At 67.3% G+C, this 17,207-nt stretch carries 21 protein-coding genes and 1 pseudogene; 13 read left to right on the top strand and 9 right to left on the bottom strand.

The annotated features are described in order from the left end of the window. The first annotated feature begins 107 nt into the window (after nucleotides 1-107). Entirely contained in the window at nucleotides 108-431 is a 324-nt protein-coding gene (locus WG923_RS15505) for a hypothetical protein (protein ID WP_340351870.1), read from the top strand. 2 nt (nucleotides 432-433) lie between these two features. Here WG923_RS15505 and WG923_RS15500 read toward each other — a convergent pair whose 3' ends face one another. Both WG923_RS15500 and WG923_RS15495 read right to left on the bottom strand, forming a co-directional pair. Continuing rightward, nucleotides 434-1,201: an ATP-grasp domain-containing protein gene (locus tag WG923_RS15500; protein WP_340351869.1), complete on the bottom strand. Its 768-nt coding sequence runs from the start codon at nucleotides 1,199-1,201 to the stop codon at nucleotides 434-436. Then, complete coding sequence (locus tag WG923_RS15495; protein ID WP_340351868.1) at nucleotides 1,198-1,785, bottom strand: thermonuclease family protein; 588 nt, start codon at nucleotides 1,783-1,785, stop codon at nucleotides 1,198-1,200. Before WG923_RS15495 ends, WG923_RS15500 begins: the two co-directional genes overlap by 4 nt. A gap of 81 nt (nucleotides 1,786-1,866) precedes the next feature. Here WG923_RS15495 and WG923_RS15490 point away from each other — a divergent pair, with 81 nt between their 5' ends. The 11 genes from WG923_RS15490 to WG923_RS15440 all read left to right on the top strand — a co-directional run bounded on the left by WG923_RS15490 (nucleotide 1,867) and on the right by WG923_RS15440 (nucleotide 9,870). After that, a complete protein-coding gene (locus WG923_RS15490; protein WP_340351867.1) occupies nucleotides 1,867-2,124 on the top strand; it encodes a hypothetical protein in 258 nt (85 codons plus the stop codon). Beyond that, entirely contained in the window at nucleotides 2,117-2,404 is a 288-nt protein-coding gene (locus WG923_RS15485; RefSeq protein WP_340351866.1) for a hypothetical protein, read from the top strand. The genes WG923_RS15490 and WG923_RS15485 overlap by 8 nt, the downstream gene beginning before the upstream one ends. Nucleotides 2,405-2,425: 21 nt before the next feature. Continuing rightward, nucleotides 2,426-2,968 carry a hypothetical protein gene (locus WG923_RS15480; protein ID WP_340351865.1) on the top strand — a complete coding sequence of 181 codons (543 nt, stop codon included), beginning with the start codon at nucleotides 2,426-2,428 and terminating at the stop codon, nucleotides 2,966-2,968. Beyond that, nucleotides 2,965-4,182: a site-specific DNA-methyltransferase gene (locus WG923_RS15475; RefSeq protein ID WP_340351864.1), complete on the top strand. Its 1,218-nt coding sequence runs from the start codon at nucleotides 2,965-2,967 to the stop codon at nucleotides 4,180-4,182. The genes WG923_RS15480 and WG923_RS15475 overlap by 4 nt, the downstream gene beginning before the upstream one ends. Nucleotides 4,183-4,196: 14 nt before the next feature. Next, nucleotides 4,197-4,694, top strand: coding sequence for a hypothetical protein (locus WG923_RS15470; protein WP_340351863.1), 498 nt, complete (start codon nucleotides 4,197-4,199; stop codon nucleotides 4,692-4,694). Then, nucleotides 4,687-6,006: a hypothetical protein gene (locus WG923_RS15465; protein ID WP_340351862.1), complete on the top strand. Its 1,320-nt coding sequence runs from the start codon at nucleotides 4,687-4,689 to the stop codon at nucleotides 6,004-6,006. The genes WG923_RS15470 and WG923_RS15465 overlap by 8 nt, the downstream gene beginning before the upstream one ends. Continuing rightward, nucleotides 6,003-7,121, top strand: coding sequence for a hypothetical protein (locus WG923_RS15460; protein WP_340351861.1), 1,119 nt, complete (start codon nucleotides 6,003-6,005; stop codon nucleotides 7,119-7,121). Before WG923_RS15465 ends, WG923_RS15460 begins: the two co-directional genes overlap by 4 nt. Beyond that, nucleotides 7,118-7,417 carry a hypothetical protein gene (locus tag WG923_RS15455; protein ID WP_340351860.1) on the top strand — a complete coding sequence of 100 codons (300 nt, stop codon included), beginning with the start codon at nucleotides 7,118-7,120 and terminating at the stop codon, nucleotides 7,415-7,417. Before WG923_RS15460 ends, WG923_RS15455 begins: the two co-directional genes overlap by 4 nt. 175 nt (nucleotides 7,418-7,592) lie before the next feature. Then, nucleotides 7,593-8,462, top strand: a complete 870-nt coding sequence (locus WG923_RS15450) for a radical SAM protein (RefSeq protein WP_340351859.1) — start codon at nucleotides 7,593-7,595, stop codon at nucleotides 8,460-8,462. Nucleotides 8,463-8,467: 5 nt separating this feature from the next. Next, nucleotides 8,468-8,791 carry a GIY-YIG nuclease family protein gene (locus WG923_RS15445; protein ID WP_340351858.1) on the top strand — a complete coding sequence of 108 codons (324 nt, stop codon included), beginning with the start codon at nucleotides 8,468-8,470 and terminating at the stop codon, nucleotides 8,789-8,791. 191 nt (nucleotides 8,792-8,982) lie between these two features. Continuing rightward, nucleotides 8,983-9,870, top strand: a complete 888-nt coding sequence (locus tag WG923_RS15440) for a hypothetical protein (protein ID WP_340351857.1) — start codon at nucleotides 8,983-8,985, stop codon at nucleotides 9,868-9,870. Between the two features lie 113 nt (nucleotides 9,871-9,983). On the opposite strand, the gene WG923_RS15435 is transcribed toward WG923_RS15440, so the two are convergent. The 6 genes from WG923_RS15435 to WG923_RS15410 all read right to left on the bottom strand — a co-directional run bounded on the left by WG923_RS15435 (nucleotide 9,984) and on the right by WG923_RS15410 (nucleotide 15,609). Continuing rightward, on the bottom strand, nucleotides 9,984-10,829 hold the full coding sequence (locus WG923_RS15435) for a hypothetical protein (RefSeq protein WP_340351856.1): 846 nt from the start codon (nucleotides 10,827-10,829) through the stop codon (nucleotides 9,984-9,986). 563 nt (nucleotides 10,830-11,392) lie between these two features. Beyond that, nucleotides 11,393-11,743 (bottom strand): hypothetical protein, encoded by a 351-nt coding sequence (locus WG923_RS15430; RefSeq protein WP_340351855.1) that lies wholly within the window; start codon nucleotides 11,741-11,743, stop codon nucleotides 11,393-11,395. 32 nt (nucleotides 11,744-11,775) lie between these two features. Next, a complete protein-coding gene (locus tag WG923_RS15425) occupies nucleotides 11,776-12,657 on the bottom strand; it encodes a class I SAM-dependent methyltransferase (protein WP_340351854.1) in 882 nt (293 codons plus the stop codon). Between the two features lies 1 nt (nucleotide 12,658). Continuing rightward, on the bottom strand, nucleotides 12,659-12,997 hold the full coding sequence (locus WG923_RS15420; protein WP_340351853.1) for a hypothetical protein: 339 nt from the start codon (nucleotides 12,995-12,997) through the stop codon (nucleotides 12,659-12,661). Nucleotides 12,998-13,009: 12 nt separating this feature from the next. Further along, the gene (locus WG923_RS15415) at nucleotides 13,010-15,175 is read right to left on the bottom strand and encodes an O-antigen ligase family protein (RefSeq protein ID WP_340351852.1); all 2,166 of its coding nucleotides are present in this window, start codon (nucleotides 15,173-15,175) and stop codon (nucleotides 13,010-13,012) included. Continuing rightward, a complete protein-coding gene (locus WG923_RS15410) occupies nucleotides 15,172-15,609 on the bottom strand; it encodes a hypothetical protein (protein WP_340351851.1) in 438 nt (145 codons plus the stop codon). The genes WG923_RS15415 and WG923_RS15410 overlap by 4 nt, the downstream gene beginning before the upstream one ends. Before the next feature lie 14 nt (nucleotides 15,610-15,623). Between WG923_RS15410 and WG923_RS15405 the strand changes: the two genes are divergently transcribed. Beyond that, a complete protein-coding gene (locus WG923_RS15405; protein WP_340351850.1) occupies nucleotides 15,624-16,436 on the top strand; it encodes an HD domain-containing protein in 813 nt (270 codons plus the stop codon). Nucleotides 16,437-16,677: 241 nt separating this feature from the next. On the opposite strand, the pseudogene WG923_RS30430 reads toward WG923_RS15405, so the two are convergent. Continuing rightward, nucleotides 16,678-17,067: pseudogene (locus tag WG923_RS30430) on the bottom strand (phycobilisome rod-core linker polypeptide); the annotation flags it as partial. Nucleotides 17,068-17,207: the final 140 nt, after the last annotated feature.

Raw genomic sequence — 17,207 nt, 5'->3', positions numbered from 1 at the left:
TTCAGATAGTTGTGCCCTTTCCCGTGGGGACATCCGGTGCAAAAGTTCAGTCCTCGTCCCTGTTTCTTGTAGCCATGCCTCACCTTGCCGCTCGCGCTCACGAAAGCATGCTGGAGCTGTGCGCCTCGATCGCCAGTGCCCTCCCGGATGCCCACGTCGGCCGGTTGACGCCGGATCCGGCCATTCCAGCCAGCACCGTGCACGTCCGCCTGCCCAACCGCCTGGTGCTGTCGGTGAGCAACTCCCTGGACCAGCCGGAGACCCACTTCATCGTCATGCGCACCGGCGTGTCCATGGAGCTGAAGCTGCCCTTCGAGCAGGAGTACGAAGACGGTTACGGCGTGAGCGACATGCTCACGCGCGAACAGGCGCTGGAGCTGGTGCGCAGCTATGCGGCTTTCCGGCGCGACACGGCGCCCATGCTGCACTGAGTTCAGACGGGCTGGACCTGCTGCGCCAGGTGGAAGTCCCACCAGTCCCGCAGCATGCGGTAGTAGACGCGTGGCGTCAGCGCGTGGGCGTACAGGCCCAGGGCCCAGGCGTCATGGATCTCGACCAGTGCGGTCTCACCGCTGGCGAGCACTCCCATGTCCAGGCTGTATGGAGCGAGCGCGCCATAGGCTGCGATGGCGGCGTCGACTTGGGCCCGCTCCGGCGCCGGGGCATCGTCAGCGCCGTCGGGGTCGTAGCGGGCCTCTCCGATTACACGGCCGCCGCAGACGTAGTAGCGCCATTCGCTGGTGAAGCTCACGACGGGGCTCGTCCAGACCTCGGTTGCCGGGTCCAGCCTGCGCAGCAGCGCGAGTTGCTCCCGGTCGTGTTCGTCCAGTGCCGCGTCGTCGGCCGGGTCGAAAACGAACCCGTTAAAGACTTTGGTCGCAACGGGCTTCACGAAGGTGCGTGCGGTCAGGCTCGCCAGCTTGCCCACCGAGGTGCGCGCCACGGTGCGGTGCAACCACGACTGCAGGCTGGCTGGGAAGCCGGGCGGCTGCGGCGGCTCGATGCCGGCCACCGACATCGCCTCGCTCACGAATTCCACGCTGCCCACCGGCATCATCTCGCCGGATTCGAGCTGCGCGCGAAACGAGGGGATCTGCTCCATGTCCGCGCTGGCGATCGCCAGGTCGTCCAGCAGGCCCGCGGTGCGCACCGCACGGATCTCCGCGCTCTGGACCGACTGCAGAAGGACCGAGCGCTTCACGAGCGATCTCCCTTGCGCACGCACCCGGGCTGCGGGGCGAGCCACTCGGTGTGGCGCCACACCCACGGCGGCGTGGGGCTGCGGTCCTGCCAGAGCCCCACGTGCGCAGCGCGTGCGCGGTCCTCGAGCTCGTACACCGCGCGATCGCGCACGTAGCCGTTGCCGCCTCGATTGGCCCAGGCGAGGCCTTCCTGCACCAGGATCCGGTTGGCAGTGGTGCTGCCCATGACCACGTCGCAGACGGAGCGGCCGTACCGGTCGGTATCCATGCACCGCAGCTCGACCTGGCGCCCCTTGACCAGTTCCGCGAGGCGGCGGCCGGACTGGTCGGAGTGCGGCTGGCCAGGCCGGCAGTGGCCGTGGCCGGTCTCCGGGGCGTCGATGTTGGCCAGGCGGACCTTCAGCTGTTGGTGATCCGGCAGGAGCGCCACGAGGGTGTCGCCGTCGTCGACGTAGACGACCTTGGCCAGCACCGGCTGCGTCGGGGTTGCGGCCGCTCGCGTGCCGGCGGTTCGCGCTTGCGCCAGGCCGAACGCGGCCGCCGAAACGAAGACAGCGAGGGGGAGGACGGGGACGAGCTTCACGGCGATGGTTCCTGTTTGGTGTTGTTCTGCGTGGACTGTACTATTTTGCGAATGGACACCAGCGCAAACGATAAAGCCACGATGCCGACAATTCTCCCGCATTCCGCGCCGGCGGCCAAGCAGAGGGCTGCTGGCGCGCCCGACCAGACGGGCCTGGGCCCGGAGTTGGCGCAGGAGCGCATCGTCGAGGAAACGCCCCGTAGGCTTCGCCGGCTCTCTCGGCAGCAAGTCATGGAGGCTGCGCGCAACATGCCGCCCCCTCCGGCGGACCGCGTGCGAAGCGAGCCTCACACGATCGTGGGCAACGGCAGCGGCAAGGGCGAGGTGCAGCGTGGCTGATGTCTCGCCCCGCGTCGCCCATGCCAAGCTGCCAGCTGCAACCATCGGAAAGATGATCTCGCGCGCACTGCACGACGCGCTGGAGTCGGGCTGCATCGGCCGCATGAACAGTGTGCACGAGATCATGGAACGGGAAAGGACGCAGGGGTTCGAGGGCCTGTGCTCCATGGTGCTGCAGGACACCGCCGACTTCTTGCTTGTCGCCGCACCAGGATTCGACCGCCAGTTGAAGCTGGCCAGCGGCCGTGGCCGGGACGAATGGCTCAACCTGATGTCTTGAGGACGTGAAGAGAGAGCGACCATGGCTGACGCCATTCGAGGCCAGGCTGACGACCTGATGGACAAGCTGCTGGACGCCGCACGCAAGGATGGAATCCTGCGGCAGACCCGCCTGGTGCCATTGGCACGCGCCAGGCTGCTGCGGTTCATTCAGGGCGTGGCAGCCGGCTTCTCGATGTGCGAGAACTGCGACGGGGCCGGCACGACTGGCTGCGTGATTCCGGGCAGCGATTTCCAGCCCCCAGAGGGCGAGCGTTGCGGCTCCTGCGGCGGCTCAGGGCGTTGCGAGCTGCCGCCCGATGCGCCTGCGCTTGATGTCTGCCAGAGCTGCTCCGGGTCGGGCTCGAAAGGCCCTACCGGATGCACCGACCGTCTCGGAACCGGCCGGGTACGGGACGTGTACGGCCCGCCTGGCGGTGAAGCCCGTGAGCCGGATGGGTACCTGAACCTGCGTGCCGGTATGGCGATCTCGCCCATGCAGTACGCCACCGTAGCCAACAAGTCGGAGTGGCGCGCGTTCAACTTCGCCGATGGTGTGGCGCGCCAGGACCGTGAGACAAGATGATGAATTCTGCCCAACTCTCCCTCTTCGAGCCGGTGTTGAATGCCTACAAGGAAGCGGGCGAGCTGACCAACGAGCAGCTCTATGGAAGGCTGTCCGAGAAGCTGGGGCTGCCCAAGGAAGTCTGGGCCGCGCGGCAGCCTGTGGGACGCTCCGGCGAGCTGCACAACCTGCAGCGACGCAGCGTGCGTTGGGTGCAGCAGACGCTCAAGGCAATGGGCCTCCTGGAGCGCAGCGACGCGCGGGCGGTGTGGCGGACCACTCCGAAGGCCAAAGGCCTCACGCCAGCGCCGCCCCGTACCTTCCTGGTCGCGTTCAGCACCGACTTGGGCATCGCGCTTTGGGGGCGCTGCCAGGATGTGTTCCAGCGCATTGACGAGCCCCTGCATCTGGTGCTCACGAGCCCGCCCTATCCCTTGCAACGGCCGCGTGCCTACGGCAATCCGCCGGTGCAGGAGTACGTCGACTTCATCTGCAACGCGATGGAGCCGCTCGTTCGCCACCTCGTACCTGGGGGCAGCGTGTGCCTGAACCTCGGCAACGACGTGTTCGAGCCGGGCACGCCGGCCAGGTCGCTCTATTCGGAGATGGTCGTGGTGGCCATGCATACCAGGCTTGGACTGGCCCTGATGGACCGCCTGGTCTGGCAAAATTTTTCGAAGGCCCCGGGTCCCACGATGTGGGCGAGCCGCACTCGCCAGCAGCTCAATGTTGCCTGGGAGCCTGTGTTCTGGTTCACCAACGACCCAAAGGCATGCCGCTCGGACAACAGGCGCGTGCTGCAGCCGCACACCGAGCGGCACACAAAGCTGATGGCGCGCGGTGGGGAGAGGAGGAACGCGACCTTCGGTGATGGCGCAAACCGCATCCGGGAAGGCAGTTTCGGGGAGATGACCCCCGGGCGCATTCCGCGCAACGTGATCGCCGTCGGCCATCGCTGCCGCTCGCAGGACGAGATGCGCGCTCTTGCGCGCGCTGAAGGACTGCCGGTGCATTCCGCGAGCATGCCGCTGAAGCTTGCGCGCTTTCTCGTGGAATTCCTGTCCGAGCCGAACGACCTGGTCGTCGACAACTTTGCGGGATGGTTCACCACGGCTGCGGCTTGCGAAGAGACGGGCCGCCGCTGGATCGGCAGCGAGCTGATGGCGGAGCACGCGCGTGGCGGCAGCCTGCGATCGCAGTTCCGTCAGGCCTCTGGCTTCCAGTGCTCGATCTAAGGGTGAGGCGCGCGATGACCGATCCCAATGCCACTTGCACCTTGGCAACTACGCTGCCGGATCGCGCTCCGGGGCAGTCGTCAACGTCACAGGCGGGCGATGCGCGCCGCCTCGCGTACCTGGCTGGGCTCACGCCCGAGGCGATGCTTCACGAGCTGCTCGCCGTCATGCACGGCGACGGCGGCCACTATTGCGCCGCGCACGGCCTCGCCAAAGCCGTGGCCGATGCCGAGTCGAAGTGGCACGCGCTCGCGAGCGCGTCGACCCCGCTCGAGCCGGTGGTCGGCGATGTGCTGCCGCCGGTCAATTCGCGCGTGTGGGCCCACTACGCGCGGCCCAACGAGTGGCGCGAGCAGACCGTGGTCGGCTACTACGTGTGGCCGGACCTGTCCGGCAGCAGCCGTGTGCACCGCGTGTTTCTGCGCCTGCGCGACGACGAGGGATGGCCGAGCGCACGCATGCTCCTCGACGTGCAGCGCGTTCCCGGCAACAAGGAGGAACCCCATGCCTGAAACACAGAAGAGCCTGGCCTACTGGCCCTACTGCGCGAGCTGCCACCAGCCGTTCGAGTTCGACGCGCACGAGCCGTTTGCCCACTGCAGATGCGGCACCACGGAGTGGGGCGACCCCCGGCCGGCCGCCTGGATTCCAAAGCCCCGGGCACCGGCGGCCACGCCCATCCCGGCTGGGTGGGAGAAGATGCGGGCGGGCAAGAGCGCAGTCTTCTGGCGCGATGACGCCCTGGAGGCTGCCGCGAAGATCGCGGAGGCGTACCAGGCGAACGGCGGCGCGGCTGCCGACATCCGCGCCCTGAAGTCGGGCAAGCTCGCCGGCGGCGTGCAGCTGGAGTCCCTGTTGCCGGCCGACTTCCCGTGGGTGATCGCGTCCACCAGCCTGCACCACTACGTCAGGACGGCTCGCGGTCGGGAGGTCGCCGCGGTGATCCGACCTATCCACGACGCGGGCAAGAGCGGCGCCGAGCTGGAGGCCACCCAGGCCTACCAGGATGCCGCGCGCATCGTGCAGGCTGTGAACGCCGCCGCCGCGGCCCGGTTCCACACCGGGTTCGACCCGGAGATGGGCTTCGTCCTCGATGCGGCGAACGCGGGCGAGCTGGCCGCCTATGAAAGCGGATGCGCCGGGATGATGGAGGCGCTGCAGCGAATCCTCGACGGCGAGGACACCGGCGCAGGAGCTAGCACCGCGCCGTGGGAGGGCCTACGCAGGCGCGTGTTGAAGTTGGTCGGGGGCGATGCCGTGGCGCGTGGCGATCTCGCGCTCCTGAAGGAGGCCGTGCGCTTCGGGCAGTTCGCCGAGGACATGCTGCGGCAGTTTGGCCTGGCGCAGCCGCTGCGGGAGGCGATCTTCAGGCTGGTGGGCGAATCGACAGCGTCGGCGCCGACGGGCGATGCCGATCAGGAGGCGGAAGCACCGGCAGAGGATCCGCGGTCGCCGCTCGCCGAGGCGTTGGAGGAGTTCGAACGGCAGCTCGCACAGTGGGCCCGCGCCTACCCGGTCAGCGTCTTTCCGGAGGTGAAGGACTGGCAGGGCGTGGATCACGTGCTGGCCAGCGCCGGCATGAGCCTCACGCGGCTGTCGGCCGCGAACATGCGTCACGTCGTGACCACGCTGCACAGGGCGTTCCAGCAGGTGCGTGCGGCGCGCAGCTCCGAACTGCCAGAGCGCCCCACCGAGGCCATGCTCGAGGCGGTGCTCAAGGCGCATCCAGGCGCACTCAGCGGCTATGCCGTGCAGTTTCTCAACGACTGGGAGGTGGCTGCGTTGGCTCACCGCCGTGCCGGCGCACAAGGAGCTGCGTCGTGAGCGCGCCGAAGACGACGCCGGCGGCCCAGTGGCGCGCAGCCGGAGAACCGGATCCGCACGGCGACCGCTACGACTGCGAACGGGCGCAACTCACCATGGGCGAGCTCTCGGACGACGAGTTGGCCAACGAAGTGTTCCTGCACGGCAACGCAGGGCCCGACCCCATGGACTTGCTCACCGGCAAGGCGCTGCCCTCGATCGCGTACCTCACGGCGGGCAAGGACCGCATCCGCTGGTTGTCGCGGGCACTAGAACGCGAGCGGGCTCGGGCGCGGCAGGCGCCGGGAGCGAGGGCAGAGATGGGCAACAGGCACGACGACGTCACGCGCCACGCGGTAGACACCGTGATGAGGGTGGCACACAACCTGAGGCGCGACGGCTGCGGCCGCGCGCTCACGGCCCCGGAGTACGCACTCATCGCCGGCGACGATCGGCTGCGACGCGCCGGTTGGAACTGGGGTCCGGATGGACCTGTCCCGCCGGGCACCGCAGCCGCGCCTCAGAGCACGGACTTGCGCGAAGAGGCCCTGGACGCTGCCGACGAGGCCCTTGGAGTGCTGCTGCACGACGCCCCTGCCGGGGAGTTCTCGCTGCAGCGGGCCGCCTGGGGCCAGGTGCGGGCGGCGCTAGGGCTTCCCGTGTTGCGGGACCCGAACGCGGCAGGCGCCGCGGCGGCAGGCGACGTGCCGGACCCGGTGCGGGAGCTGGCCGGCCATATGCGCCAGCATGTGCCGGACCTGGACATCGAACAGTCGAAGCGCGCGGCCACGGTGGCGCTCACGCTCTTGGCCCAGGAGCCGCAGGACTCGCTGCCGCGTGCGCCGCATAGCGACGGGTACGCCACGAGCGGCCCGCTGCTGGAGCTCGATGCGCTCTTGAGCGCTCTGGTTTCCGCTGTGCTCCAGCACGCCCACTCCGGCGAAGCTGAGGATCTCGCGGGCGTGAAGCAGGTGAAGGCCATCCAGCGGCACGTGCGGGTCATGATCGCCGCCGGGCCGGCCGCCGGCCTGTGCTCCGCGTGCCAGGGCACAGGCCGCCAGGGGCAGGCGGATGGAATGTTCCATCCGCCGGAGGAAGGCACGTGCCCAGAATGCAATGGAACGGGGCGGGCATGATCAGGAACGAGATTGCACTGGCGGCCCACCGTCAGGTGTTCCCGCACAGCACGATCCCCGCCACGTTGGCAGAGGAGCGCGAGCGCCAGGCGCGTTACTACGTTGCGCTCAACACGGAGATGGAACGCTGCCGCGTCGAGCGGGTGACGATGCGGATCGGCGCCGGCATCGGCTACGGCGTGCCCGCCGCACCCCGCAGCCCCTTCGCCGGGGTTGCACGAAGCAGATGTCGACCGCGGCCCGAATCGACGGGCAAGGAACCCGGCAGCACCAGCAAGCAACGGCCCGAAGGTTGAAAACCCGCGAGGGTTCCAGGAGGGAGCACCGCGAAGCAGAGGCGCGCACCGGCAGGTTGGGAAGCCCGGTCGACATCCGATTCCGAGGGCGGGCGCCCGTTTGGCGTTCGCCAGAGCCACTGCTACCGTGTCCATGTACCGCGGCAGCGCGGAACACCAAAGTGCAGGAGAGGGCATGGACCTAGCTTCACCGAACGCGGCGAACGCGAGCGCCGGCCTCAAGGGCTGCACGCACATCTATGCGCCCGCCGGCCAAGCCGGGGAGTACGCGCCGCTTGCTACGAACCCGTACCGAGGTTGCGATCACCGGTGCGTGTACTGCTACGTCCCCGGGGTGCTGCGGATCTCGCGGGAGGAATTCCACGCCGCCGCGGTGCCGCGCGACGGCTTCCTGGCCGGCGTGACGAAGGACGCCCGGAAGTACCAGGCCGCGGCCTGCCGTGACCAAGTGCTCCTCTCGTTCACAACGGACCCGTACCACCTCGGCGACACGACACTCACGCGCCAGACGCTTCAGGTGCTGCGTGAGCACGGCCTGGGGTTCTGCACGCTTACAAAGGGCGGCACGCGCGCGCTGCGCGATCTGGATCTGTTCCGGCCCGATCGCGACGCGTTCGCGTCCACCCTGACCAGCCTGGACGACGAGTTCTCGCGCAAGTGGGAGCGAGGTGCGGCGTTGCCCGGCGATCGCATGGATGCGCTGCGCAGCTTCCACGACGCCGGCGTCTTCACCTGGGTGAGCCTGGAGCCCACCCTCAACGTGGAGAGCAGCCTGCGTATCGTGGAGACCACGTGCGGCTTCGTCGACCTGTTCAAGATCGGTCGGGTGAACTACCTGCCCATGACGAAGACGGAGGACTGGCAGGACTACACGCTGCGCATGATCGAGCTGTGCCAGCGCCTGGGCGTGCGTCACTACGTGAAGCGCGACCTCCAGCCTTATCTGCCTCCAGGCTATCCCAATCCGCTGCGAGTGCCGCAGCACAACGGCGACGGCAGCTCCGAACGCAGCAGCGTCTGCGTCGCGGGAACGCAGCGAGCCTGAAAGTCATGTCCGATACAGCCGCGGCGACTCCCTACTGGCTCTACCTTCTGGAATGCGAGGGCGGCCGCTACTACGCTGGCATCGCGATCGATGTGGAGCAGCGGTTCGTTCAACACGTGTTCGGTCTGGGGGCGAAGTTCACGCGGGCCTTTCCTCCGCTGCGTGTGCTGGCGGCCAGGCAGTTCCCTTCCAAGAGCGACGCGCTGCGCGCGGAGATCCAGCTCAAGGCGATGCCGCGATCGGCGAAGGTGCAGTTCTTCACGGACAACATGGATGCGATCGAAGTCCCGAGGAGCCCACTGAGGCGCGACGGAAGCCGCGTCGCCTAGAATTGCACAGCTACAGTGGCTGTCTGGCATTCGCATAGCGCGCCCCACATGGCGCTCGACGAAAAATGACATTGAGGGGATGTGAGGCTCCTGCTTTCTGGGAGCCTCGATTTGAAGCCGTGAGCGTTGTTCGCCTCCTAATTCTTTGCGCGGCGTTGTGGGCGGCATGCGCCTCTGCCGGGACCCTCACCTTGACGCAGAGGCAATCCGACACGCAGAGAACATCAGAGCGCGTCACTCGCGCAATTAGCCTCTCCGGCGACAAGTACGATTCGTACTACGACTTCTTCATCACCGATCGCAGCGGGCCTGTCCACATCAATATCCCTATCTCGGCAGATCAGCAGGCTCAGTTCATCACGGGCCCCGGAGGTCGCGCCGTGCCTGTTTCTTTCGATTGCGACTACTCCTCAGGCACGCAGAGTCGAGGATCCATCTCGATCAAGTACCGGCATCCTCGCAACCTGTACCGTCAAGTCTCCGTGCGAGTGGAGGCCGTGTGTGTGCCTCTGAGCTCCGACGAGACGGAGGCGCGAAACGACGAACGGGTCGGTAGCCTCCAGGCACCGGGAATCCGGGAACCGGAGCCCCCGAAGGCAGTTGATAGCCGCCCCGGTGCCGAGCGCGAGCGGGATCTTGCCGATCAAGCCAGGCTCGCCGACATGGACGCGCCGGCACCACCCGCTATTGCAGGCCCGACGAAGGCTGAAGTGAAGCAGCGATTGCAGCAGGAGTTCGAGGAGCTGCGGCGCAGCACGAAGCCCACCTGCACCGAGGTGCTTGTGACCGGCCTGATCGCCGCCAGTCCCAGCGATGTTGAGGCTCTCTATGCTCCCCACCTCGATGGGGGGCGCCTTGAGGATATCTTGGCAAGGAACCCCTATACCTGTCAGTTCAACTTCGTTGGCATCCCCTTTGGATGTCGAGGCGCAGCATTTGTCAAGCAGCACCGTGCACGAGTGAAGGATTGGACACCGACTCACTTCGTCCTCGAGATACCGCTTGATTTTCACGTGGGTCGAAGGGACGCGCCAGCGTGGGTGCGTCGGTCAGAGGCCAAGTGCCGGCGCCCCGGTTGACGTTCGGTCATTGCGATGAACACTCCCGCTTTCGAGCCGATCCTGGCTGCCGCTAGCGCATCTCTAGAGCTGCCCTGGGCCGCGACCGAACGCGCGGCCCAGAGGCAACGGAGCTACTGGGGGGCGGCCTCCAGGACGAAGTATTTGATCTTCACTTCGGCGTCGTCCACCGCGACAACGCATTCACCGGACTTGGGGAAGGTGAGCAGCGCGGACGCGCCCACCGCGGCGTCGCGTCCACCCGCGCCCGGCCTCTGTAACGCGAAGTCGATGACAGCGGTGAACGTGGGTTCACCGGCCGTCGTGTCGAAGTCCTGACCGCCAAAGTCAGTGTCCTGTGGGGACAGCTGGGTGCAGTTCCCTCCCGCCTCGATCTGCGCTCTTGCGAGTTGCGCGCTGTCGTCCTTGTCGACCAGCGGTAGCAGCTTCTCGTGCAAGTATTGCGCAAGGAAGTCGCCATCGGTTTGGTGCACGCGTTCGCGCCCGAAGGTGCGCTTGACCAGTTCCGCGCTGATTGCCCGCCGGACTTCAAAGTTTCGGTCGAAATCCTGTAGGTTCCGCGTCGCCTGGGGTGGCACTTCACTGAGGATCACGTGCCCGCCCGAGGCGTATTCAGCCTCCAGCGTCGGAGCGGCAGAACGGAATTCCGCGTAGTTCTTCGAGAGCAACTGAAGGCTGGCCAAGTCCCGCAGTTGTTCCTCGGGCACGTCCGGGAACCTCGGTGCCGCAGCGCGGGCTACTGCCGCGACGATGTCATCGCCGGAGGCCGTTGCCTCTTTCGCGGAAGCAATCGCCACATGGTGGTTTTTTGCTCCGAACACCTGCTGGGCGGCCAGCGTCAGGGAGCGGTTGGTCGACATGCGTTTGCCGGCCGCTGCTGCTTCGGCCTTGATCGCCTCAGCAGCCGCGAACAGCGCGTTGTGGGCGTTTTGGCCCTCGAAAAATGAAAACTTGGTCATGGGGTTCACTCCAATCCGATTAGGAAATGCGGGTTTGTTGAAGCGCCCGAAGCACGCTTCTGAGTGGCGACCGCAGGTCGCCTTCGAAGGAACCGAAGGTTCGTGGTCAGTTCCCTGCCCGGATGCACAAGAGCGTGTTCGCGTTGCGCCCGCCCCGGGGAGGTAACTCCACGAAAGAGGTCAGCAGATCAATGCAGAGGCGACCATACCCCCAAGGGGGGTGCGAACAGACTAGGGCTGAAGCCCCCGGGCTCTCGATCCCCTGGACCGCGCCCGCGCCTCAGGCAGTCGGTCAGGATGACCGAGCCTGACGCAACTATACCGAACGAGGGAGGCGTCCGGCAAGCCAATCCATCGGGCGTGGGAGTAGACCCAGGTCGGCCGCCTTGGAGAAGAAGCGCCGGTCGGAAAGTCGTGGTCGCGACCGACGCGGGCGATCAGGGCTGGTCGCTGTCGTTGTCGCCCTGCTGCTGCGCCTTCGACCGAGGCAGCGGCATATCGGGAAACGCGAAGCTCCACCAGTTCCAGCAGAACAGCATCATGATTGCGGACATGTGATCCTCCTAGAGTGGGCGCGCCTGTTTCGGCGCAGGTTGGAAACCGGTGGGGTCTTCCCGCGGCCTCAGCGCGGACGAGCCCTGGCCGGTGCAGACACGCTCGAACGCGTCGAGGTAGAGATTGAAATTCGCGGTGGCCGGGGCCTGCTGCGTCGACGCCAGCTCCAGGTGCGCCCTCACTGCACACGCCGGAGCCGTGGCCTCGATACCCTTGCCGGCTAGATCGGCGGCGTGCCGCAGCCCCGCGGCCGCGCCATACCCCGTCCAGTCTTTCTCGTCGGCGGCAGCGGCCAACGAGGCTGCGTTCACGGCGACGAGGGCCAGGGCGGCGGTCGCCAGTCGTTTCATCTTCGTCATGCTGTCGCTCTCGTGGTGGTTGGTATTCATGCTCATACGGGGATAGGCTCGGCCAGCCGGTAGCGCCCAGAGCCGGTGCGGCTGAAGCGCCGCGCGTTCTGCAGCACCTGGCGGACTTTCTCCTTCCAGGCCGGGTTGCCGGTGGGCCTGCGGCCCTCGATGGCGCGGTAGATCGCGGCGAGGTCCGCCTCGCCACCGAGTGCGGCCAGGCAACCGCGCACCAGCGGGTACCACACGCCTGTGCGGCTGCGCGTGGTGGCCAGCACGTGCCGCCAGGCCTTGTCGATGCGAGAGATCTCCGCCGCCTCGTGATACAGGAGGAAGCCGTGCAGCCGCCGGCGGCGGTCCTTCACGAACTTGACGAAGCACAGGGGCAGCTTCAGGCGGGGAAAGAGGTTGCGCGGCAACAGTTCCTGCTCCAGGCTGTAGTGCTGCGACAGGGCCTCCACCTTGGAGGAGGTCTGCAGGATGTAGGCCGGCAGGATGAAACCGGCCTCGCCGCCTTCCTTGAGCAGCTGCACCGAGCGATCCAGAAACGCGGCGACGAGCTCGCTGGAGAAGGGCGGATTGCCCACGATCGCATCCGCGGTCCCCAGCTCCGAGGCTGGGAGGGTGAGGAAGTCGCCGGCGATCACCCGCCGGCCGGCGGCTTCGCGCGCCATCGTCGCAAGCGCCGCGTCGATTTCGACGCCCAGCACTTCCACCTCCTGCGGCAGCGCGCACAGGAAGGCGCCATCGCCGCAGGAAGGCTCGATGACGCGGTGGCCAGCGCGCAGCCAGGAGAACTTCTGCTCCACGATGGCCTCCGCGGCCCAGGCCGGGGTGAACCACTGGTGCAACTCGTTCTGGCGAGGCAGTTGAGGCGAGGGCGCGGCCTGCTGGTGATCGACTTCGGGGAAGAGGTCCAGCACCATGTCAGCCCCCTCGCGGACGTTGGGAGCAGCCGCACCCGCCGTTGCACCCGCCGCCGCCGGCGCATCCGTGGGACGCACGCGCGGCTGCCGGGGTCGGTTCGACACCAACCAGTTCGCGCAGGCCGGCTTCCACCTTGTCGATCTGTTGCAAGGCGGCCTCCAGTTGCCGGAAGGCGGAGTTCGCGCGGCCGCGGTGAACCTCCACCCAGTCGCCGGCGTGATTGCGTTGGCACCCGGGGGAGATCGTCGCGTGGGTGTAGGCGATCGCGCTGCGGACGCTTTCCAGCAGATTCGCGATCTCCCTCAGGAGTTGGACGGGTTGTGGGCTGGTACTGGTCATGGCGGGGGAGGTTCAGAGGGAAAGGCGGGAGCGCAGGCGGGCTGGCACCGCGGCGAGAACGGCGGCCCGGGACGCGCCGGTGGCGCTGGCCAGCGCACGGCGGAAGGCGTCGGCGGCAAGACCGTCGTCCGAGCCGGTTTGGGCGTAGCCGGTGGCCAGCTGCACGAGGGCCTGGGACAGGCGGCCGGGGTTCTCCCGACCCAGCTTCGCCAGGGCCTGGGCGGCCGTGGGGGAGTCCCCGATGCAGCTGGCCAGCACGAAGGTGTTGATCAGCAGGTCCTCGTCGAGGATGCCCTGCCCCAGCGCCGTACGTGCCGCGGCAAGGGCGCGAACCTTGTCCCCGAGCTCCATCAGGAGGGCCACTTCCAGGGATCGGACACCAGGAGCATCCGGCGCCACGCGGCGGGCGCGCACCAGGTAGGCGGAGGCCTCCGCCGGTTCCTTGAGCGCCAGGTGGGCGCGCGCCACGTTCGTGTTGATGCCCACGATGAAAGGCCGCGAGGAGAGCGTTGCGGTCCAGATCTCGATGGCTTCGCGCATGTCGCCCCAGCGCGCCAGGTGATCCGCGATCGCGGGGGTAAGGCGGCGGTAGTGCGGATTGAGCGCGATGGCCTCGCGCGTGAGGCGAAGTACCTCCGCCTTCTGCGGCTGCAGCAGCTCGTCGCGCGGATCCGGATAGTCGGAGATGTACTGGGCCAGCTTGTACGCCCGCACCAGCTTCACTTCCACCTGCGCGGTGACGGAGGCGACGTACAGCGTGCCAGCCATGGCGCCGGCGCTGGCAAGTAGCGCGACGCCGCGCCATGCCGGGTCCCACTGGATGCTTCCCGGCGACAGTTCGCGGCCGCGGCCGTGCGGGTCGCTGCCAGCGAGGATCGACAGGCTCAGGGCAAACAGCAGCAGCGTGGCGGGCATGTGCCAGGGGAAGCCGAGCATGCTCACCGCCAGCATCGCCATCACGCTGGCGAGCGCCGTGGCGCGCCAGATGCCGTCGGAGGAAAGCGGCCCGGCGACCCACGCGTGACGCGTGGCCCTGAGCAGGTAGCGGGCAAGCAGCAGCAGGACCAGCACCCCCGCGAGCCCATATTCAGCCACCAGTTGCAGGATCTCGTTGTGGGCGTAGTAGTCCTTTTCGACCGACTCCCTCTGATCCTGGAAGCGGGGCAGTTGGTACTCCCAGGCGCCCGCACCTACCCCGGTGACCGGGTTGGCCACGATCATCTTGCGCGTGGCATCCCACATCACCTTGCGCATGCCGAGCGACGAATCGCTCATTGAAATGGAGCGCGAGCGGTTGAGGGTGCGCTCGATGGCCGTTGCGCCGCGATCCTCGTGGAGCACGCTGCGGTCGGCGCTCGGGATCGAGCCGAGCCCGCCTACGACGCCGGCAAACACCAGGATGGCCAGCACCCGCGTGCCGGGTCTCCATTGCGTCATTGGCAGGACGGAGCGCAGACGCCAAACGATCAGGGCGAAGGCGATCGCCTCCAGCCCGAGGGCGATGAGCGCCGATCGCGTGGCAGCCATCATCAGGGCCAGCACCACGAGGCCGATGGAGGCGGACAGGAGCGCCACGGCGTCGTCGCGGCGCGCGCGCGCCAGCAGCATGCCGCCGAAAGGCAGCGCGCACACGAGGTACTCCGCCATGAAATTGCGGTTAGCGAAGGTTGCGGCCGGATGGGCCTCCCCTTGGGCGAAGAACCCAAACGCGAAGAGAAACTGCAGCGCCGCGATGCCGGCGGCGCCGACCGCGCCCAGGTGTACTGACCAGGCGAGCCGGGCGGCGTTCTCGCCCGTGAAGGCGTTCACACCGACGGCCAGCACCGCTGCGAAGAGGGCCCACCGGATCGCCTCGCACGCGGCCAGGTAGCCGTGGGCCCACCCGATCGAGCCAAGAGCGTAGACCGCGAGCAGCAACGGGAGCACCACGATCGCGTGGGTGCGCAACGTCGCCGGCGACCGCAGCCTCCAGAACAGCGCCAGCAGGGCCAGCACCGCGGCTGCACTCGCCAGGAACGCCTTGAGCGTGTCCTGGTACACGATGGCCGAGGACATCCCTGTCACCGGGAGCATGATGACCGCGGCGGCCAGGACGACCGACGCCGCGCGCCAGGGCGCCGCGTCAGCGGTCGGGCCCACGGGTTGCGACGCGGCCGGCCGCGTCGCTGCCGCTTTCATCGGCGCGCTCTCGCGAAGACGCCGCGGTAGCGGGCCCACATCCCGTGAGGCGGGCCGGTAGGCCGCACGGGGCGAGTCAGGCGAGGGGCCTGCGGCACACCCAGCTCGAGAATGCTGCGCGGGCGGAACGCATAGATCAGACCGCCGAGGTTGCTGACGACCTGCATGGTGGTTGCCGCATCCAGGGCGAGCTGGATCTGCGGGAGCGTGCAGTCAGGCAGGTGCGCGCGCAGTTGGGTCGGCGTCTGCGGGCCGGCTTGACGCAACAGCGTCACAACTTCGCTCACCAGTGGAATCGCGTCTGTCATCAATCTGCGAGAATATATAGGCACGGAGCAGATACACGCATTGTCCGACATTCCCGCGCCGGGGCCAAACAAGAGTCCTCGGCCGCCGGGCACCGCCGGGCAGTCGTAGCCGATCGGCAACGACACGGAGGGAGCGATTCATGACAAGCCTGCTTGACGAAGAGAAATGGCCCTGGCCGGCGCAGCTGGGGATGACGCCCGCGCGGCTGCGGGTTGCCCACGAACATGGCTGGTACGACGCGGGAGTGGTGGCGTGGCTGCTGACCGACGCCGCGTTCGTGTCCGCGCAGCTGCACCGCAACCAGCGACGCAAGGATCGGCTGGCTTCACCCTACGTCAACCATCCGCTGGAGGTGGCCCACCTGCTCATGTCGGCCGGAGTGACCGATCCGACGGAGCTCGCCGCGGCGATGCTGCACGACACCGTGGAGGACACCGGGGCAACGGAGGGGCAGCTCGCCTGGCGGTACGGACCCGCGGTGACGGGCTTGGTGCTGGAAGTCTCGGACGACAAGTCGCTGCCCAAGGCGCGTCGCAAGGAACTGCAGATCGAGCACGCCGCCCACCTGTCGGCGGGGGGTAAGCGCCTAAAGCTCGCCGACAAGACCGTGAATGTGCGCGACGTCGTCTACAGCCCGCCTGTAGCGTGGAGTCTGCCGCAGCGGATCCAGTATCTCGAATGGTCCGCGGAAGTGGTGCACGGCCTGCGTGGTACACACGCGCGGAGGCACAGTTCGACGAGCTGGTGCGAAACGGGCGCGGATTGCTTCAACAGGATCCGAAGGAGCGGGAGACAGACCGCAGAGATCAAGGCAGGCAAATTGCCAGAGGAGACGACCCACCCCGCCCGCAAGAGCAATGACCAATCCTGCACTGGTGGTTGTAGAGATTCCGCTGCGACCCAAGTGGGCAAACGCACCACTCATTGCCAGCGTACGGGGGTATCGGAATGAGCGGCACGGCTTCCGCCGGCGGCGAGTCTGGCACCTGCGGCCGAGGAATGCAGGCGCACCTCTCCCAGGCAACAAATAGCGCGTAATCGCAATGGCAATCTGCAATTTCACGGCTCGCCGGGCACACGGCTGCGCACTGCGTTTGATTAAAGGTTCCACAGGTCTGCTCACACCGGTCCAGCGGCGTCGAGCAAACTGGTCCCTGACTGGCAGGCAGACCTCCGTTTGACTTTTCAGCGTACTCTGTGCTGTTGAGGAAGCCGTCTACTAGGTGCGCAAGTCCTCGTTGTTGATACGGACCGAGCCAACCCTTCACCTCGTCTTCGTTGCCATCTCGGCCAAGGAGTTGCAGATACAGCGTTCTAACAGTGTCGGAAGCTGCAACGCCGTGCACAAACTTGTTCGCCCATTCTTCCGAGAGCATGATTCCGCGCACGGTGACCTTTACAGCCTGGGGATTCAATTCGAGCCCGCGCACCCAATCGTCGACTTGCGGGCCGTGCGCTCGTAGCAGCAACCGCGAATAGAGGATCTCGACTGCCGCTGCAGGTGAACGGCACTCTTGCGCGGCGGCTGCGCCTGCGCATACAAACGCGACGAGCAGTGCGCACACCCGGACACCCCGCCCCATTAAGCTACCGGCTTCCATGTACACAAAGATGCTCGCTCGGTTCCTAGGCGAGTTTGCGCCCCATCAAGGTCTGAGCGAGTTCGGTGGGCTTGCATGCGAGAGCGGCCTTCCGCCTTGCCGCGAGGTAAAGGCGGACTATG

This window comes from Ramlibacter sp. AN1133 (genome assembly GCF_037890035.1).
GTDB lineage: Bacteria > Pseudomonadota > Gammaproteobacteria > Burkholderiales > Burkholderiaceae_C > Ramlibacter.
This window is presented reverse-complemented; position numbering and strand designations above follow the sequence as displayed.

Coding starts and splice junctions, on each gene's coding strand:
- WG923_RS15415 (WP_340351852.1), bottom strand. CDS start 15,175: ATGAAAGCGGCAGCGACGCGGCCGGCCGCGTCGCAACCCGTGGGCCCG.
- WG923_RS15490 (WP_340351867.1), top strand. CDS start 1,867: ATGCCGACAATTCTCCCGCATTCCGCGCCGGCGGCCAAGCAGAGGGCT.
- WG923_RS15475 (WP_340351864.1), top strand. CDS start 2,965: ATGATGAATTCTGCCCAACTCTCCCTCTTCGAGCCGGTGTTGAATGCC.
- WG923_RS15505 (WP_340351870.1), top strand. CDS start 108: ATGCTGGAGCTGTGCGCCTCGATCGCCAGTGCCCTCCCGGATGCCCAC.
- WG923_RS15435 (WP_340351856.1), bottom strand. CDS start 10,829: ATGACCAAGTTTTCATTTTTCGAGGGCCAAAACGCCCACAACGCGCTG.
- WG923_RS15425 (WP_340351854.1), bottom strand. CDS start 12,657: ATGGTGCTGGACCTCTTCCCCGAAGTCGATCACCAGCAGGCCGCGCCC.
- WG923_RS15470 (WP_340351863.1), top strand. CDS start 4,197: ATGACCGATCCCAATGCCACTTGCACCTTGGCAACTACGCTGCCGGAT.
- WG923_RS15465 (WP_340351862.1), top strand. CDS start 4,687: ATGCCTGAAACACAGAAGAGCCTGGCCTACTGGCCCTACTGCGCGAGC.
- WG923_RS15430 (WP_340351855.1), bottom strand. CDS start 11,743: ATGACGAAGATGAAACGACTGGCGACCGCCGCCCTGGCCCTCGTCGCC.
- WG923_RS15445 (WP_340351858.1), top strand. CDS start 8,468: ATGTCCGATACAGCCGCGGCGACTCCCTACTGGCTCTACCTTCTGGAA.
- WG923_RS15405 (WP_340351850.1), top strand. CDS start 15,624: ATGACAAGCCTGCTTGACGAAGAGAAATGGCCCTGGCCGGCGCAGCTG.
- WG923_RS15455 (WP_340351860.1), top strand. CDS start 7,118: ATGATCAGGAACGAGATTGCACTGGCGGCCCACCGTCAGGTGTTCCCG.
- WG923_RS15480 (WP_340351865.1), top strand. CDS start 2,426: ATGGCTGACGCCATTCGAGGCCAGGCTGACGACCTGATGGACAAGCTG.
- WG923_RS15420 (WP_340351853.1), bottom strand. CDS start 12,997: ATGACCAGTACCAGCCCACAACCCGTCCAACTCCTGAGGGAGATCGCG.
- WG923_RS15450 (WP_340351859.1), top strand. CDS start 7,593: ATGGACCTAGCTTCACCGAACGCGGCGAACGCGAGCGCCGGCCTCAAG.